The following is a 17872-nucleotide window of genomic DNA, read 5'->3' on the forward strand; positions in this document are numbered from 1 at the left end:
GCGGGACGGGGGCCCCGCGGGTGCTGCCGGGTCTGTCACCGGCCCGGCAGCACAGCAGACGTGGGCGACGGGACGAGGGGGAACCATGGCGGGATCGACGACGGACGAACTCCGCATCAGCCGCGCGGAACTGGAGGCACTCGCACGCACGCTGGACGAGGCCGCGGACCGCGTGCTGATCGACCCGCGCATGCTCGGCCCGCACGACGACGCGGTCGGGCGAGCCGACGTGGTCGCGGAACTCGACGACGTGGTCGCTCGACAGGTGGCGCGATCGCGCGCGTGTGCCGACGACCTCCACCACCTCGGTGCCTTTGCGCGGACCACCGCTGACCGGATGGCGGAATGCGACGGGCTGTTGGCCGTCGCGGCGCGATGACCGACGACGACCCGGGCGCGGGAGACCCAGGTCAGCTCCGATCGTTGGCGCGCAACCGTGATGCGGTCCTGCGTGCCACCTCGGCTGCGGTCCGCGCCGTCCGCTCGGCAACCGAGTTCGACCACACCGCATGGGCGGGGTCGGCCGCGGACGCCTTCGCCGCGACCGTGCCGTCCGTCCTGGCCTCGGCACTCGTCCTGGAGGCCGGTCTCCAGTTCCACGAAACGGCGCTCGCCCGGTACGCGGACGGCGTCGCTGCGATCCAGGAGGAACAGCGCGAAGCCCTCCGTCAGCTCGCCGAGGCCGAGGCGACCATCGGGTCCGAGCGGACATGGCTCCTGGACCTCGACGACCAGTTCTACCGCGTCACGGCACTCGGTGCGGGTGAACCCGGGGACCTCGCGGACCTCCGTCAGCAGCGCGCTCGTGCCGAGGACACGGCGGCGCTCGCCGAACGGGAGCGCGCAGACGTGGAATCGGCGCTTGAGGACCTCCGCGTCCGGAGGCGTCGCCTCGACGGCGCCTTCGTCGAGGCGCTGCACGACGCTGACGATGCGAACGCCGTGGTCCGGCGCGCAGGCGTGGCGGCATCGGCCACGGACCTCGTCGCCTTGCTCGCCGCGATGACGCCTGAGCAGGTGAGGTCCTACGCAGACGCGCACCGTGCGCTCGTGCGGGCTGCCTTCTCCGGCGGCGCCGACGCGGTCAGGCGCCGCTGGGACAGCATGGGCGTCAGTGATGGCACCACGGCCGTCCAGTCGGCGCTGCTCGCAGCACTGCCGTCGTTCTTCGGGTCGCGCGACGGGGTCCCGGTGGAGGCGCGCGTCGCCGCGAACCGGCACGTGGCGGTGCGCCGCATCCGTCGGTTGGACCATGAGCGTGCCGCCCTCGTCGCGCGTGGCCGCCGCGGCGAGGGGGACCTCCGACAGCGCATCGCCCAGCTCGACGCGGAACGCGCGTACCTGGCACTCGTCGTGGCCGGACGCCGACGGACGTACCTGCTGGACATCGACCACAGCCGCATCATCGAGGTCCTCGGGACGCCGAGCCCCGCGACGAGGCACGTGATCACCTACGTGCCCGGGACCTTCACCAACCTCGACGCCATGTACGGCGGGGGAGTGCGGCAGGTGCCCGCGTACCTGTCGAGGCGACACCAGGAGGACGCGGTCGTGTTCGTGTACAAGGACGGCCGATTCCCCGGAGTCGTGGAGCCCGACGGGACAACGACCGCGAGGGGCTTCGTGATCGAGGCCAACGACACGGCCTTCGCGCTCCGCAGTGGCCGACAGTTGGCGTCGTTCACCCGCGGCGTTGAGTCCGACCCAGTCCTCGCCGCTGCCCGGTCGACGGCGATCGGACACAGCTGGGGCCTGGCGAACGTCGCCGCGTCCGAGGTCGCCGGAAGTCGGTACGACGCCGTCGTCTCCCTCTCCGGTGCGGGGATGCCGCTGGACTGGCGCGCGGACCCGGCCACCGAGTACTTCGACTACTCGTACAACGACGTCCTGCAGGTGCTCCAGGCGCCCGTGCTCGATGCCGTCTGGCAGGGTGTCAACCCGCGGCACGAGCCGGCGTTCGAGCACGGTCCGTACTACCGCAGCCCCGCTGACGACGCCGCGGATCGCACACCCGGGCTCGCCGCGAGGGTCGAAGCAGAGCTCGGTGCCCTCACGAGCAACCATTCGCTGGTTGCGTCGAACGCGCCGGCCAACCGCCCGCTCCTCCAGGACCTCGACCGGCAGGTGCTGCGTTGACCGGTCCGCTGACGAACTCGTTCGCCGGTACCGTCTGCGCGATCGCCGTACTGACCGCACTCGGAGGCTGCGCCGTGATCCAACCACCCTCGCCACCCACGCCGACCCGGACCCCGGGCGAACCGACGATCGCTGAGGTCAAGGCCGGCGTGCAGCGCCGGGAGCACCAGATCGCTGATCTCGTCCCCGCCGAACTCGTCGACCGCACGCGGTCGCTGGACGAGGGCTCATTCCTGAGCTGCGCCGACGGCCGACAATCCTGGACGGGCCGGACGTGGGTGTACCTGCATGACGCCGATCAGGTCCGCCCTGCGGTCGAGATGATCCGGCGGGCGCTCGTCGAGGCCGGAGACGGCGTCGTGTCGATACGAACGGACGCTGCCGGTGATCGCGGGGTCACCTTGACCCTGCCCCACGACGAGCAGTACCTGATCGGACCCGGGCCGGATTCGGACCCGACGGCGATCTGGATCGACTCGTTCTCGCGGTGCGTCGTGCTGCCGGGGGGTGTGCTGCCCGGCGACTCCTACTGATGCATCGCTGCCGTGCCGTGCCGTGCGGCCGGTCATCGTGCTGGGGGTCGTGCGGACGCTTGGCTCGCGTCGCCGGTCGCGCGACCACCCGTGTCAACCGTTCTCTCAGCGACCGATGCGGCACCATTGATGCTCGGGATCGACCCGGAGGGCAGAACGAGGATGACGCAGGCGTCGCACGGCGGTGCACTCGGCCACGGCCAGCGCAACGGTCTGCACGGACTCGCAGCGCTCGCGGACCGGGCGTGGTGCCGGTTGCGCCTCGACCGCCTCGCCGGTGGGCGTCAGGCCGGGTACGTGATCCGTGAGGACATGCGGCGGCATCCGCGGACGGTGCGCGCGTTCCGATGGATCCGTTGGCTCCTCGTGACGGAGACGCTCGTGGGGCTCACCGCCATCGTCATCGCGGTCGTGCTCACACGGGCCGGCGTCGCCGTTCCATGGGCAGTGTGGTTCCGGGCGACCGTTGTGCTCCTGATCACCCTGACCCTCTCCGTGTTCGCGTGGCGGGCGCAGCTCGGGTACTACTGGGCGTACTCACGGCTGCGGCTGTTCAGCAGGATCTTCCCCGTCGTCACGCTCGTCATCGCCGCGATCCCCGGCCTGTACCCGTTCTGGATGGTCGTCGAGCAGATCCTGTTCTCGCTGCTCATGATCGGGATCGGTGACTTCTTGACGTCGGACCACATGCGCGCCGCGTTCCCGAAGCCCGCGCCGCGGATCAGGAGCCGGCGGGAACGGAGCTGAGGCAGCCGGAGCTGATGCGGCTCGCGCTGATCCGTCGCGCTGGCGTTCCGGGTGCTCGGTCAGGCCACCACAGCGAGTGCGAATGGCAGGACCTGCTCGACTCCGGCCTGCCGCAGCACTCGTCCGGCGACGGTCATGGTCCACCGGCTGTCCACGAGGTCGTCGACGAGCAACACCGGCCCGTGGTGTTCCTCGAGCGCGGCTCCGAGGTCTGGTCCGACGCGCACGCTGTCCCAGATGCCGGCGAGTCGATACGCACTGTTCGTCGCGCCGTCCGCGCGCATGGTGCCGCCCGTCCGCTCGAGAGTCCCGAGGAACCGCAGCTTGCCGATCCGCGCGAGCTCCCCCGCGAGCGAAGCGACCAGGAGCGGTCGCGTCCGTGACGGAAGCGCGACGACACCGGTGGGTCGGGCCTCCCAGGGCCAGTCGCGCAGCGCGCGGACGCAGCCCTGCATGAGCTCCGCGCTGATCGGGGCGTCGGCGCTGTCCGGCGCGAACAGCGCGCGGAGCGGGCCACCCCAGCCGAGGTCGGTGAGGCGCGCGACGGCCCGGCCCGTCGCGACCTGTTCGGCTGGAGTGATCTTGCCCTTGACGGGGACGTGGAGCCGGTCCATCCCGGACGGCCACTGGAGTCGCGGCGGGATCTCGACGCCGACCTGGTCGAGCGTGCGAGCCGCCTCGGACGAGGCGGCTGCAGCCACATCGGTCGGGTACCACGCGCCTGCGCAGATGTCGCAGCGGCCGCAGGGTTCCGCCGTCGGGTCGTCGAGGTCCTGCTGCAGCATCTGCATCCGGCACGTCGTCGCGTGCTCGTACCGGATCATCGACTCCTGCTCGGCGATGCGCGCCTGCGCGACTCGTGCGTACCGCTCGGCGTCGTACTGCCACGGTTCACCCGTGGCGACCCAGCCGCCGGACACGCGGCGGACCGCGCCATCGACGTCCAAGACCTTGAGCAACAGCTCGAGCGTCGATCGCTTGATGTCGACGAGGCCTTCGAGCGCCACCGTCGAGAACGCCCGATCCCGCTCGAGTTGCCGGAGCACAGCGTTCGCACGGTCCTCGGACGGCATCGAGGCGTTCGCGAAGTACTGCCAGATCTCGCGGTCCTCGCGACCGGGGAGCAGCAAGACGTCGGCGTTCGGGGTGGCCCGACCTGCACGCCCGATCTGCTGGTAGTACGCGACCGGCGAGGACGGCGCCCCGACGTGGACGACGAACCCCAGGTCCGGCTTGTCGAACCCCATCCCGAGGGCGCTCGTGGCGACGAGGGCGCGGAGTTCGTTGTCCTTCAGCTGCTGCTCGAGCTGCGCGCGTTCCTCGGCGTCGGTGCGACCGGTGTAGGCCCGGACGGCATGGCCGGCCTCGCGGAGGAGGCGAGCGATGTCCTCGGCCGCCGACACCGTCAGCGTGTAGATGATCCCGCTGCCCGGCAGGTCCTGCAGGTGCGCGATGAGCCAACCGAGGCGAGCACGCGCGTCCGGGAGGTCCAGCACACCGAGACGCAGCGACGCTCGCGCGAGCGAACCCCGGATCGTGAACACCGGTGCGTCGGGTGTGACCGTGAGCTGTTCCTCGACGTCGGCCACCACCCGGGCATTCGCGGTCGCGGTCGTCGCGAGGACGGGAACCCCGTCCGGCAGGGCTCGGATCAGGTCGGCGAGACGCCGGTAGTCGGGGCGGAAGTCGTGACCCCAGTCGGAGATGCAGTGGGCCTCGTCGACGACGAGCAGGCCGAGCCGTTCGACCAGGGTCGGGAGCTGTTCGTCTCGGAAGCGCGGGTTGTTGAGGCGTTCGGGGGAGACGAGGAGCACGTCGACCTCGTCGGCGCGGAGCGCGGCGGTGATGTCGCCCCACTCGTGCGCGTTCGCCGAGTTGATCGCCATCGCTCGAACGCCGGCCCGTGCCGCGGCCGCCACCTGATCCCGCATGAGCGCCAGCAGTGGCGAGACGAGGACGGTCGGACCGGCGCCGCGGCGCCGCAGCAACAACGTGGCGAGGAAGTAGACCGCCGATTTTCCCCACCCGGTTCGCTGCACCACGAGCGCACGCTGCCGGTGTTCGACGAGCGCACTGATCGCCTCGAGCTGGCCGTCGTGGAACACGGCGTCCTGCCGCCCGGTCAGGGCGTGCAGCGCCTCGAGCGCCTCGGCGCGGAGGGCTTCGGACGGGGCCACGACGGTGGCGGGATCGCTGGTCACCACTCCATGGTGACAGGCGGGGCCGACAACACCTGGGCCTCCCGGCCATCCTGTGGACAACGAGGCGGGTAGGCGCTCTGTGGGATCAGTCCTCGGAGCTGATCAGGCGGCGTCGTGCCGACAGCAGGTCGACCTCCGGCCGCTCGGCCATCCACTGCTCGGCCGCGTCGAGTACCTCGACGACGTGCCCGGCGGAGGCAGCCACGGCCGCCAGCCCGACGCCCGCGCGGCGGTGCAGGTCGAGATGGTCGGTCTCCGCAGCGCTCACGGCGAAACGGCGGCGGAGCTCCGCGACGATGGGACGGACGACCGCACGCTTCTCCTTGAGGGAATGCACATCACCGAGCAGCAGGTCGAACTCCAAGGTCCCCGTCCACATGCGCTCCAGTCTCCACCGGAGTCCACAGGATCCGTCGGGAGGCACGGCGCTCGTCGCGGACTCGTCCTACCGTGGTGGCATGAGCGATCGACACCTCGACATCCCCGGCTCCCGGCTCGCGTACGACATCTCGGGCGCCGGTGACCGCGTCGTCATCGTCGCGCACGGCCTCGGCGCCAGCCGGGCGGCGGAGGACGCCGAGGGCGTGTTCGACTGGTCCGCGGTCGCCGCGGACGCCCGCCTCGTCCGGTACGACGCTCGCGGCCACGGGGTCTCCACCGGTCGTGCGCAGCCGTCCGACTACCGATGGGCGGCGCTCGCCGACGACCTGCTGGCGCTCGCGGACGCCGTGTCTCCGGATGCACCAGTTGATGCCATCGGTGCGTCGATGGGCACAGCGACGATCATCTGGGCAGCCACGCGACGCCCAGAACGGTTCCGTCGCCTCGTGCTCAGCATCCCGCCGACGGCGTGGGAGACACGGGCCAACCAGGGCAACCTGTACCGGGCGGGTGCCGACCTCGTCGAACGCGAGGGGATGGACGGGTGGCGCCGTGCCATGGCGGCAGCTCCGTCGGTGCCGATCCTGGAGCAGGGCGGGTGGGCGTTCGATCGCGACCCCGATGTGCGTGCGGACTTGCTGCCGTCGGTGTTCCGCGGCGCCGCCGGGTCGGACTTCCCCGATGCCGACGCCGTCGCCACGATCGGATACGAGACGCTGCTGCTGCCGTGGGCGACGGACTCGGGGCATCCGGTGAGCACGGCCGAACGGCTCGCCGAGCTGCTGCCGTCCGCCACGCTCGAGGTCGCTGGGACGCCGGACACGATCCGGGGGTGGGGCGCGAGAGCTGCGTCGTTCCTCCGCGGCTGAGGACGGTCCTCCCCGGCGGTCTGGCCCGCCGAGCGCCCGCTGGCTGGCGTGCGCGGCCGGGAGGCGCCGGTCCGCTATGCTTGTCGGGTCGCTCTGGTCGGAGCGGCACCAGAGTCCGCTCGTCGGGCTCTCGGGCTGTGGCGCAGCTTGGTAGCGCACTTGACTGGGGGTCAAGGGGTCGCAGGTTCAAATCCTGTCAGCCCGACCGAAGGGGCGAGTTAGTAATCGTCTTAAGAACTGTTCACAACGAAGAAGCCCACCGAGAATCTCGGTGGGCTTCTTCGTCTTGTGTGGGCTTGTGCTGGCGTGCGGGGTTCCTGTTGTGAATCGCCCCGGGTCTGGTGGAGGCTCTGATTCCCCGAGAGGATCGGACCATGCCAGCACCGAGGAAGTATCCGCAAGAACTGCGGGAGCGTGCGATGCGGCTCGTGCAAGAGGCGCAGAAGGAAGACTCTTCGCTGTCGTTGAACGCGGCCGTGATCCGGATCGGGTCGCGCACGGGGGTGAACCCCGACACGTTGCGCGGCTGGTGCAAGCAGGCCTCGATCGATGCCGGTGAGCGTCCCGGGACCACGAGCACCGACGCGGCTCGCATCAAAGCGCTCGAGGCGGAGAACCGGGAACTCAAACGCGCCAACGAGATCTTGTTGGCGGCGTCCTCGTTCTTCGCGCGGGAGCTCGACCCGCGACTGCCGTGGTGACCCAGTTCATTGACGAACACCGGAACCGGTTCGGGGTCGAGCCGATCTGTCGCGTGCTCACCGAGCACGGCGTCACGATCGCCCCTTCCGGCTACTACGCGTTCAAGACCCGGCCCCGCTCTGCCCGGTCCATCGCGGACGATGACCTGCTGGTGGAGATCGAGCGGGTATTTTGGGACCGGAACCTGGGCCGTGGCATCAGTGGCGCGCGGAAGATTTGGCGGCTGCTGCGCCGTGAAGGCACCACCGTCGCCCGCTGCACCGTGGAGCGGCTGATGCGTCGGCAGGGGCTGCGGGATGTTCGGCGGAGCAAGCAGTTCGTCACGACGAAACCGGACGAACGTGCGCTGCGGCCGCCGGATCACGTGCAGCGCTGTTTCCGCGCGGATCGGCCGAACGAACTCTGGGTCGTTGACTTCACCTATGTGCCGACGTGGTCGGGGATGGCGTTCACTGCCTTCGTCACGGTCGTGTTCTCGCGCCGGATCGTGGGGTGGCGGACGATGAACCGGATGCCGACCGACCTGCCGCTCGACGCGCTCGAGATGGCGCTGTGGGTCCGCGATCGCGCCGGCGAGGACATCACGGGCGTCGTGCAACATTCGGATGCCGGGTCGCAGTACGCGGCGCTGTGCTACTCCGACCGTCTCGCCGAGGTTGGCGCGGTCGCATCGATCGGGACCGTGGGTGATTCGTACGATTGTCAGTCTGTTTCTGCTGGGTCGAGACTCGATCTGGAAGTCCTGGCCGCGGCGGCCTGACCCTTGCTTACGAATGACCCTCTGGTGTCTTTGCGTTGATCTGTCGGCCGCCCGGCCGGGCGGCGTATGAAGCACTGCCGCCGGTCGGGCGTGACCTGATAGGAGCCTGGAGCTGACTTTGCGAGCGTCCCCATGACAGTCCTGTCCACCCGCCGGCGACAGCGTGAACCTCACGATGACCGGCAGGAAGGCAGCACAGCATGGCACCGGAAGCACCGGCACGATCGGGTCACGTCGTCATCGGCGTGGACACCCACAAACACATTCACGTCGCCGCGGTCATCGACCCCGTCGGCGGGATCCTCGACTCGCTGACGATCCCGACGGATCACGGCGGCTACCAGCGGCTGCTGGACTGGGCGGCGTCGTTCGGGCGCATCATCGCGTTCGGCATCGAGGGCACCGGCTCGTACGGCTCCGCACTGGCGTCGTTTCTCCGCCGGAACGGTCACAAGGTCGTGGAAGTGTCTCGTCCCGACCGGCGGCTGCGACGGCTGAACGGCAAGTCCGACACCCTCGACGCCGAGAACGCGGCACGCTCGGTACTCGCCGGCTTCGCCACCGCGGTCCCGAAGACCGCCGACGGCGCCGTCGAGATGATCCGGCAGCTCAAGGTCGTCCACGACACCGCGGTCAAGGACCGCTCCTCGACGATGATCACGCTGAAAGCCATGCTCGTGCACTCCAGCGACGACCTCCGCGAGCAGATGGCCGGGAAGTCCCGCAAGATGCTCGCCCGACACCTCGCCGCACTCCGACCGCGCGGCATCGACACCGTCGATGACGCCAACCGGCACGCGCTGCGCAGCCTCGCCCGCCGCTGGCAAGCTCTCCACGCCGAGGCCGCAGACCTGGAACAGATGATCAAGGACCTCGTCCGGGCCGTGGCGCCGGACCTCCTCGACCGGTTCGGCGTCGGCGCCGACACCGCCGCCGAGATCCTCATCGTCGCCGGCGACAATCCCGAACGGATCCGTTCCGAGGCGGCATTCGCGAAACTCGCCGGCATCAGCCCCGTCCCGACCGGGTCCGGGATGACCAGCGGACGACATCGCATCAACCACGGCGGCCACCGTCAGCTCAACGCCGCGATCTATCGCACCGTGATCGTCCGGATGCGGTTCCACGAGCCCACCATCCGCTACGTCGAACGCCGCACCGCAGAAGGCAAGAGCAAACGCGACATCATCCGCTGCCTGAAGCGATACGTCATCCGCGAGGTCTATCACCTCGTTAAAGCGAACCCGGCGACCGGCGAGATCGCGAGTTGACAACTATAGGAGCATCAACGCCCTCGCCGAGACCGTCGTCGGGCTCTACAAGAACGAGTGCGTGAAGATCGACGGCCCGTTCCGCGGCGCCGACGACCTCGAGTTGGCGACACTGTCCTGGGTGCACTGGTTCAACGAGAACCGACTGCATTCATCGATCGACTACGTCACCCCCATCGAGAAAGAGAACCAGTACTACCGTGAAATCAACGCCCGACAGCAGCCGCTGCCGGGACAACTCGCCCTCCACTGAACCCGGGGCGATTCACTTGCCGTTGCGTTCGACGCCACACACGTCGCGCGGCCCGACCAGATCAACCCGCGCCGCTACCAGGTCAACCTGCGCCGGTACCAGGTCAAGCAGTACCGCAACGGGAACCCCCTGAGCCCCGGCGCGAACCACCCGGTCACCCGGTGCCCGCTCCGAACCAACTCCTTGTAGGGGACCCAGACCGAACACGACGAAGCCCTCCCGAACCGGGAGGGCTTCGTCGTGTTCCCACCTATCCATCGCTTCGCTACCTCCCGCTGCCAGCTGCCCGCGGCACCACGCTCCTGCGAACTGTCCGGGCTAGATGTCGGAGGTGTTACCTCGGCCAGCTCTTCCCGAGGCTCGTCTCCTCGCGCGGCTTCGAGGACGCAGCCGACATCGCCGCCGTGCTCCACTACCGGGTGGCGAAGGCGATCGCCCGACCCTCGGGGGCGGGACGCGCCCGCCGCGCCGCTCGGCTCATCGCGGGTCTGATCCCGGAAGCGGCCGGCGTCACCGACCCCGCCATGCAGCAGGCGCTCACGGAACGGGCACAGCTCATGGAGCAGTGCGCTGAGGCTCTGCTCAGCCTCGCCGTGCCTGACTCGCTGCCGTGGATCACCGCGCTCGAACTGCCACCGCGCGGCCGGGCTGGACGCACGGCGTGGCTAAGGCAGATGCGAGTGGTCGCCGCGTATCGGGACCGCCATGGCATCACCAGCGACGACCCGCTTGGGCCACCGACAACCTCCGTCGCCCAGCAGCTCGACCATGCGCGAGCCCGAGCAGCACTCGACCGGGCACGCCTCCAGACTGCGCCGAACGACGAACAGCGGACGGCAAGCCGACGAAGCGGGCCAACCTCGGGCTCTGACGAGTGGTCCGCTGCCGCAGATGGGTCGAGGAACGATGCGAGGATCTGCTCGTGGGCACGGAGATCACGTTGTCGCTCAACGGCGTCGACATCGACTATGGCAAGAACCGCTACTGGAAGAGCCATCATTGGCTCTTCCCGCCGGGGAGTCTCACCGACATCGAGTATCGCTACGCGAACGACGAGGTTGAGATGAAGCCCGGCTTCCAGACCACCCTGAACGAGGCCGGCTTCCGACTCCGCCACCTCGGTTACTCCCTTCAAGAGACGAAGACCAAGTTCGACGCCGCGGTGAGCCAATGGAATCGGACAGCGGACCTCCAGCTCACCTTCGAGGACTTCCGTACTGCTCTCACCAGCATCGACTTCGGCACGCTCACCCCAGCGGACCTGGCGCCATTCATCTGGGACTTCCGCGCTTACGTGAGGAGCCTGCTCTCGGCTTGGGATACGAATGAGGCAGGGCTCGAAGACTTCATCGCAAGCCTCGACTCCGCGATCACCCTCCGAACGCTCGCCGACCGCCCAGCAAACGGCTCGCTCGCGCTCCGATGGCACCATCAAGACTTGGTCGAGAGCGGCTGGGTATCTCTCGATGACCTGACCGAGATCGACCGGCAAGCGTTAGTCATCGACCACACCATGTTCTACGGGCGCCTGCAAGACCACGCCGGCAAACCGACCGTGAAGGGGTTCGACTCCTGGCTCGCAGGCTACGGATTGCCCAAGGCGACGCCGTACGTGAAGGTCAACCCGGACGGCACCGTGACACCAGAGGTGACGACCCTTCCCACCGCGGTCCGCAACATGATCCATCACCCGGAGAACCCCAATAACGTGCTGTCGGATGCGGATCTGCATGAGAGCGTCGAGAGTCTTCTGCGAGTCGTGATGGCCCTTCCAACTCCGCTTCCCGGGCTCACCTAGCACCCCGTGTCGTCGTGAACGCCCCCTCGCGGGTGCTGCGACTCTGGTTAGATCAGCCTCGATGCCCGGGCCTGACTACGAACTCCACAAGCTCGGCTGGCGAGCCTTCCAAGACCTCTGCGCTGTCGTTCTCCAGGAGACCCTGGGGCAGACCTTCACCGCGTTCGCTGACACGAACGACGCCGGTCAAGATGGTGCCTTTCATGGCCTATGGGCGGCGCCTGGAGACCAGGTGGTCACGGAACTCGAAGACTTTGCCACGACCGCGATGCCCGTCGTCGTGCAATGCAAGTTCAGCGTCGAGCCGTCAGGCACGCTGTCGCCGGGAGACCTTGAAGACGAACTCGCCAAGATCGAAGCGTTGCACGCTCGTGGGCTCTGCGACGGCTACATGGTGTTGACGAACCTGCGCGTCACCGGCCGGACACAGGCTTGGTTCGCGGAGGAAGTGCGCAAACGTGGCCCCAAGGTTGCGGCGATTCTTCCCGGCGGCTGGATCTGCACGCAGATCGAGATGAACTGGAACCTGCGTCGGTACGTACCGCGTGTCTATGGGCTCGGCGACCTCACGAGCATCCTGGACGAGCGCAGGATGCGCCAGGCTCGCGCACTTCTCACAAGCTTGACCCGAGAACTGGAAACCTTCGTCCCTACCGGCGCGTACCGAGGCGCAAGTGACGCCATCACCGAGCACGGGTTCGTATTGCTACTTGGCGAACCTGCCAGCGGGAAGTCGACCATCGCCGCGATGCTCTGCATGACTGCGCTCGACAACTGGCAATGCGATGTGATGCGCGTCGATGGCCCGGATGAGCTCCTTGCGCACTGGAACCCCGACGACCCCCGGCAGATGTTCTGGGTCGACGACGCTTTCGGCAGCATCCGACACGAACCGCACCTAACCGACGCCTGGGTACGACGGATGCCCGAGGTCATGGCGGCAGTCGATCACGGCGCTCGCGTGCTGATGACAAGCCGCGACTACATCTACCGCGAAGCGCGCCCGAGGATGAAGGAGTACGCCTTCCCTCGGCTGAAAGAGCATCAGGTTGTCATCGACATCACCGCCCTGAGCCTCTCCGAGAAGGAGCAGATGCTCTACAACCACTTGAAGGCAGGCGATCAGGCGGCCGGGGTATTGGACGAGTGGCGACCACACCTGCGCGCGGTCGCGGCCGCAACTCGATTCCAGCCGGAGGTGGCGCGACGTCTGTCCTTGAAAGACTTCGTACCCGCCTCCGGGCTAAAGGGCGAGGCCGCGCTGGTGTCATACTTCGAGCATCCGAATGAGTTTCTGGTCGACGTGCTCGACGGCCTCGACCCTGCGCAGCGCGCAGCACTCGCAGCGGTCTACCTCTCGGGCGGAGAACTCCTAGCGCCATTCGCGCCAGACGAACGGCTGATAGCAGCGGTGACGGCTCTGGGCGCAACGGTCGCCGAGACAGCCCGCGCTTTCTCGGCCATCGAAGGCACCTTCCTGTCCCAAAACGTGAGAGCGGACGGAAACACTGTCTGGCGCTTCCACCACCCGACGATCAGAGAAGGCTTCGCTGCCTCCGTTGCCCGTGACATCTCCACGCTGTCGGTCTATCTCGAAGGCATGACGGTCGATGAGCTTGTCTCCCAACTCGACTGCGGCGGCCCGAACCAGCGGGGGACGCTGGTCCAAGTCCCACCCACCATGTATCGGCTGATTGTCCCGCGCGTCCCTGTCCCCGAACGGCGGGAGTGGTCGAGAGGCCCCCGAGCGTGGTTCCTACAAACACGGTGTTCCGACGAATTCCTGCGCATGTGGGCGGATGCGCACCAGGACGCGCTACCCGGCATGGCCGAGTTCGGGATGATGGTGGACGCAATGTGGGAGCCCGCTGTCCTGAGCCGACTCAACGAAGCTGCGGCCTTGCCCGAAGAGGTGCGCCGCAAAGCGGTCGAGCGGATCGTCGAGTACAGCATCGACGACCTCGACCCGGCTTGGGCAGACTCATCCCTCGCCGGTCTCCTCACCGCACAAGAACGCGCAGACCTGCACAGACGAGTTGAAGAAGACGTGCTGCCAGAGCTGGAGCAGCGCATCGACACCCATGTTGACTCGATCATCAGCGACATGACCAAGGAGCAGCTCTACCAAACTCCACGCGACTACGTCGCCGCCATTCGAAGCGCCTTCCCCGAGAGCCCGGACGTTCTCGCACTTTGCGACCGCGCAGAAGAACACATCAACAACCGTGCGTCCAGCGACGAGGACGAAGACGAGCTGCCCGCTGAGAGCTCGGGATTGGCGGCGCCGGCTCGACCTGCCTCCGGTGAGATCTCCAGCCAGCGCGATCCATTCGAGGACGTCGCCGCCGGCCACTGAGCGACAGCGTCGCCGCCGAGGCGCACCTGATCGTGCGTCCGGAGTCTGATGTGCAACCGCATTGGGCGCGGCATCGTCGACCGTGTCGGACCACATGGTTAGCGTTGGGACAACGGATGAGCGCCCGCTGCGGCGCAGAGGAGATCGCGAGCAGGTCATGAGGGACACCATCGGCGCGGGCCGTCAAGACCGATCACTGCTGATGCGCCGCGGGAGGGCTGCGCCTGATGACTACACCGACTGAAGCCGAAGTCGCAGAGTCGACTGAGCCAGCCGAGCTCATTGACCCGCGGGCACAACTCGCCGAGTGGGCGAACGCCAACGACGAGTGGGTGCGCCTGCTTGTAGCCGAAGTGATCGCCACCGGACGCCCGGTCGGAACCTCCGTGGTCGACAAGGCCTACCTGCTGTTCCGACAGGAGAAAGCGCTCGACAAGCGGGAGCTTCCAGCCGTTCCACTGCTCAACATCGAGGCTCGCCAGGACGAGTCGGCACCGCCCCTGTCGCTGACCCGGCTCTCCGAGGTACGTGGTGTCAACGCGCTGGTGGCGGGTGTAGTGATCGAGCCTCACGAGGGCCTGACGATCCTCTACGGGGAGAACGGAACCGGTAAGACGGGCTACTCCCGCATCTTCAAGGCTCTGGCCAACAGCCGTACCGCCGACACGATCCTCGGCAACATCGATGCCGACACCTCGGAAGCACAGTCCGCCAAACTCGAGTTCAAGCTCGGCGACGACGCTCAGACTCTGATCTGGACGGGCGAACTGGGGGTGTCGCCGTTCACGCGCATGTCGATCTTCGACAGCCCCGCCGTGCGCACCCACGTCGACGAGGACCTTGACTACGTCTACACCCCGGCCTCGCTGGCCCTGTTCAACGACGTCACGACTGCGATCCAGGCAGTAGCAGCTCAGATCGATGCGGCGATCTCTGAGCTTGGTTCGAGCGGCTCGGCACTGCTCTCCAGATTCCAGCGCGGATCGACCATCTATCCGCTGATCGAGACCCTCGGTGCTTCCACTGAGCTTGCCGACCTCAAGGCCAAGGCCAAGAGCGGGGATGACGTCGATCAAGAGCTCGATGCTCTGACCCAGGGCGTTGCGGCTCTGCGCGCCAACACCATGGGTGCCCAGATAACCGGCCTCAAGAGCGAGCAGCGAGTTCTGTCAGAGGCAGCGACCGCGGCCGAAGCTCTGCTGGGCTTCGAGCAGGCCAAGTACAACGACGCACTGGCAACGCGCGCGCAGCTCACGACCGATTTCGAGACCTTCCGCCGCGAGCTTTTCGCCGCCGCGGACCTGCCTGCTGAGCCCGACAACACCTGGAACGACTTCATCGAGGCCGGCGAGACGTACCGCCAGCATCTCGTCGAGGTTGAGGCGCACGATGCAGACCGCTGCCTCTATTGCCGCCAGCCTCTGCTCGATCCGGCGCGTGATCTGCTCACTCGCTACTCGACGTACCTTGAGGACAAGATCTCAGCCGACATCCGTATCACCGACACCACGCTCGATGGCTACAGGCGGCAAGCTGCCGCGCTCCAAGGCAACGAGATGGCGTCGTTCATCCAGCAATACAAGGACGCCGATCCAAGCGAGCGCCCAACCTACTTCACTCAGGTTGAAGCGATCGAAGGCGCACGAAGCACCGCCGCCACGGCAGTGGCCGCCAGCCAACCAGCCAGCATCGAGATCGCCGATCTCGTGGCCAAGCCTCGCGCCGAGGTCGACACTGCGCTGACCACCGTGGGCAACAGCATCACGGACCTGGAGACCTTGCAGAAGGGCCGAACCGAGGCGCTGGCTGAGAGGCAAGCAGAGCTGCTCGAACTCAAGGACGCCATCGAGTTGGGTAAGTCCTGGGCGGTGATCGAGACGCAGGTCAAAAGCGCCAAGGAGGCCGATCGCCTCAAGACGCTCAAGCGCCCGCTGCCTGGCCTCGGCCGCTCCGTGACCGCGCTCGCCAAGACCGCCAGCGACCAGCTGATTAACCAGAGCTTTGATGCGCTGTTCCTCGAGGAGTGCGAAGCCCTCCGTACCCCGTCCCTCAAGGTCCAGTTCGTCGGGCGAGAGGGCAAGGCGCAGCGCCGCAAGGTGCTGAGCGGTAAGCACAAGCCGTCCAAGGTGCTGTCTGAGGGCGAACAGAAAGTCTTAGCGCTCGCAGATTTCCTCGCCGAGGCTCGCCTCGCAGGCATCACGGCGCCTGTCATCTTCGACGACCCGGTATCCAGCCTCGACCACCGTCGGATCAAGGAAGTTGCCCAGCGCATCGCCCGCCTGGCCGACGACAACCAGGTCATCGTCTTTACCCACGACATCCTGTTCGCCACGACGCTCCTCGCCCTGTTCGAGAAGTCCAAGCGGTGCGCCTACTTCCAGATCACTGACGAGAGCGGCAAGGGCAAGGTGTCCCGCGCCACAGGACCGCGCATCGACTCCTTGAACGCGATCAAGGGGCGGATCAACAGCACCATCCAAGCCGCCAAGCAGTTGGACGGCGAAGCCCGAGATGCGCTGGTCCACACCGGCTACAGCCATCTTCGTTCCTGGTGCGAGGTCTTCACGGAGGACGAGCTGCTCAAGGGCGTGACCCGCCGATATCAGGCCAACGTCCAGATGACGACGCTCGGCAACATCAACGTCGACAAGCTCGGCGAGATCATCCCAAAGGTCAGCGAGATCTTCGAGGAAGCCTGCCGGTACATCGACGCCCACTCCCAAGCCCTCATCACTCAGGGCGTCAGCCCTACTCTCGCCGGACTCGAACAACACTGGGCCGAGCTTCAGGAGCTCAAGAAGCTGAACGAAGGCAAGGCGGCGTGAGCCTGTTGATATTCATGTAGCGGGAGGTCCGCCCTGATTCCCGGAAGGTGCGCTTGCGACAGATACGCCGCCGCACTACGCAGCACCTCGACTTCCTGCTCGAGGAGACGGTTGCGCTGACGCAACTCGCGGATCTCAGCATCTCGACCACCCAGCAGCGGCGCACCGGTGTCAACGGCTGTCTTCTCGGCGCGCGAGCGGGCGAGCCACTTCGTGAGGGTCATCCGGTGGACCCCGAAGTCGCCAGCGATGCCCATGATCGACACGCAGGGCTCGCGGTTCTCCGCGACACGCACCACGTCATCGCGGAACTCCTTCGGATAGGGCTTGGGCACGATCGCATCCTCCAGGCCCACCCTCCCGGGCAAGCCAGATCAGATGTCACCTATCCGTGCAGCAGACCCCTCAGCAGTCCCGACATCTCGTCAATGATCATGGGGGCCGGGATCGCATCGGTGGCGTGGGTCGCGGTGCTGCCCGTATTGCGCAGACACTGGTCACGCGACGACGAGTGACCGGTTGGTGCGGTTCGAAGACCCCGACTGATGCGGAGCGGGCGCGATCGCTCACGGTTTAGGCTCCTTCGGTGCGTCCGGATCGACGTCACGGCAGCCTGGCGCCTTCCACACTGCTCCGCAAAATGCCCGGTCAGAGAGTGGTTCTCGGGTACGCTGCCCGTGCCAGAGGATACGGTCGGGGTCGTCAGAGGATACGGGCTCGTCCGACGCCTCCGTCCGCCGCGCCACCTCAAGGATCTAGAGGTTCTTAAGACAGCCCACCAAGGGGCCAACGTGAAAATCGTCTGAAGAACCGGCTCACAAGAAGAAGCCCACCGAAGATCTCGGTGGGCTTCTTTCTCGTTTCGGCGGCTGCCTGTGCTTCCGAGCTGTCCGGCAGCTCGACCCAGGGCACGAGGGTCTGCTGCAGGTTCGGCACGAGCGTTGCAGGGCCGGTCTGCCCGTCCGATCGGCCCGATGGAACGATTCGCTGCAGGCGACGGCGCACGGCGCGGTACAGACGCATACCTCATGATGAGCGTT

General features: G+C 67.3%; 15 protein-coding genes, 1 tRNA gene and 1 other annotated feature. Of the genes, 13 read left to right on the plus strand and 3 right to left on the minus strand.

The window, feature by feature from the left end:
- Nucleotides 1-85 precede the first annotated feature (85 nt).
- The 4 genes from DEI88_RS04915 (at nt 86) to DEI88_RS04930 (ending at nt 3416) form a co-directional block, all read left to right on the plus strand.
- Entirely contained in the window at nt 86-379 is a 294-nt protein-coding gene (locus DEI88_RS04915; protein WP_111012816.1) for a hypothetical protein, read from the plus strand.
- Entirely contained in the window at nt 376-2136 is a 1761-nt protein-coding gene (locus tag DEI88_RS04920; protein ID WP_111072623.1) for a coiled-coil domain-containing protein, read from the plus strand. Before DEI88_RS04915 ends, DEI88_RS04920 begins: the two co-directional genes overlap by 4 nt.
- 74 nt (nt 2137-2210) lie before the next feature.
- Entirely contained in the window at nt 2211-2669 is a 459-nt protein-coding gene (locus DEI88_RS04925; RefSeq protein ID WP_146242950.1) for a hypothetical protein, read from the plus strand.
- Nucleotides 2670-2831: 162 nt separating this feature from the next.
- A complete protein-coding gene (locus tag DEI88_RS04930) occupies nt 2832-3416 on the plus strand; it encodes a hypothetical protein (protein WP_111072622.1) in 585 nt (194 codons plus the stop codon).
- A gap of 59 nt (nt 3417-3475) precedes the next feature.
- On the opposite strand, the gene DEI88_RS04935 is transcribed toward DEI88_RS04930, so the two are convergent.
- Nucleotides 3476-5620 carry a RecQ family ATP-dependent DNA helicase gene (locus DEI88_RS04935; protein WP_111072621.1) on the minus strand — a complete coding sequence of 715 codons (2145 nt, stop codon included), beginning with the start codon at nt 5618-5620 and terminating at the stop codon, nt 3476-3478.
- An 82-nt stretch (nt 5621-5702) separates the two neighbouring features.
- Nucleotides 5703-5996, minus strand: coding sequence for a DUF503 domain-containing protein (locus DEI88_RS04940; protein ID WP_111011354.1), 294 nt, complete (start codon nt 5994-5996; stop codon nt 5703-5705).
- Between the two features lie 79 nt (nt 5997-6075).
- On the opposite strand from DEI88_RS04940, the gene DEI88_RS04945 reads away from it, so the two are divergent.
- The 9 genes from DEI88_RS04945 to DEI88_RS04985 all read left to right on the plus strand — a co-directional run bounded on the left by DEI88_RS04945 (nt 6076) and on the right by DEI88_RS04985 (nt 16832).
- On the plus strand, nt 6076-6867 hold the full coding sequence (locus tag DEI88_RS04945; RefSeq protein WP_111072632.1) for an alpha/beta fold hydrolase: 792 nt from the start codon (nt 6076-6078) through the stop codon (nt 6865-6867).
- A 131-nt stretch (nt 6868-6998) separates the two neighbouring features.
- Nucleotides 6999-7072 (plus strand) — tRNA-Pro (locus tag DEI88_RS04950).
- A 169-nt stretch (nt 7073-7241) separates the two neighbouring features.
- On the plus strand, nt 7242-7568 hold the full coding sequence (locus tag DEI88_RS04955) for a transposase (protein ID WP_111072620.1): 327 nt from the start codon (nt 7242-7244) through the stop codon (nt 7566-7568).
- Nucleotides 7526-7654, plus strand: a sequence feature (AL1L pseudoknot). Its footprint overlaps the gene before it by 43 nt.
- Nucleotides 7565-8329 (plus strand): IS3 family transposase, encoded by a 765-nt coding sequence (locus DEI88_RS04960; RefSeq protein WP_181441283.1) that lies wholly within the window; start codon nt 7565-7567, stop codon nt 8327-8329. (Overlaps the previous feature by 90 nt.) The genes DEI88_RS04955 and DEI88_RS04960 overlap by 4 nt, the downstream gene beginning before the upstream one ends.
- 200 nt (nt 8330-8529) lie before the next feature.
- Complete coding sequence (locus DEI88_RS04965) at nt 8530-9600, plus strand: IS110 family RNA-guided transposase (RefSeq protein WP_111072618.1); 1071 nt, start codon at nt 8530-8532, stop codon at nt 9598-9600.
- Between the two features lie 13 nt (nt 9601-9613).
- Nucleotides 9614-9853: an integrase core domain-containing protein gene (locus DEI88_RS04970; protein WP_258375160.1), complete on the plus strand. Its 240-nt coding sequence runs from the start codon at nt 9614-9616 to the stop codon at nt 9851-9853.
- Nucleotides 9854-10775: 922 nt separating this feature from the next.
- The gene (locus DEI88_RS04975) at nt 10776-11651 is read left to right on the plus strand and encodes a HEPN/Toprim-associated domain-containing protein (RefSeq protein WP_111072616.1); all 876 of its coding nucleotides are present in this window, start codon (nt 10776-10778) and stop codon (nt 11649-11651) included.
- Nucleotides 11652-11712: 61 nt separating this feature from the next.
- Nucleotides 11713-14007, plus strand: a complete 2295-nt coding sequence (locus DEI88_RS04980) for an nSTAND3 domain-containing NTPase (protein ID WP_181441282.1) — start codon at nt 11713-11715, stop codon at nt 14005-14007.
- A gap of 227 nt (nt 14008-14234) precedes the next feature.
- The gene (locus DEI88_RS04985) at nt 14235-16832 is read left to right on the plus strand and encodes an AAA family ATPase (protein WP_111072615.1); all 2598 of its coding nucleotides are present in this window, start codon (nt 14235-14237) and stop codon (nt 16830-16832) included.
- On the opposite strand, the gene DEI88_RS04990 is transcribed toward DEI88_RS04985, so the two are convergent.
- Entirely contained in the window at nt 16793-17167 is a 375-nt protein-coding gene (locus DEI88_RS04990) for a hypothetical protein (protein WP_220038183.1), read from the minus strand. The two genes, DEI88_RS04985 and DEI88_RS04990, sit on opposite strands and share 40 nt — an antisense overlap.
- Between the last annotated feature and the right edge of the window lie 705 nt (nt 17168-17872).

The sequence above is a fragment of the Curtobacterium sp. MCBD17_003 genome, from assembly GCF_003234885.2.
In the GTDB taxonomy this organism is placed as follows: Bacteria; Actinomycetota; Actinomycetes; order Actinomycetales; family Microbacteriaceae; genus Curtobacterium.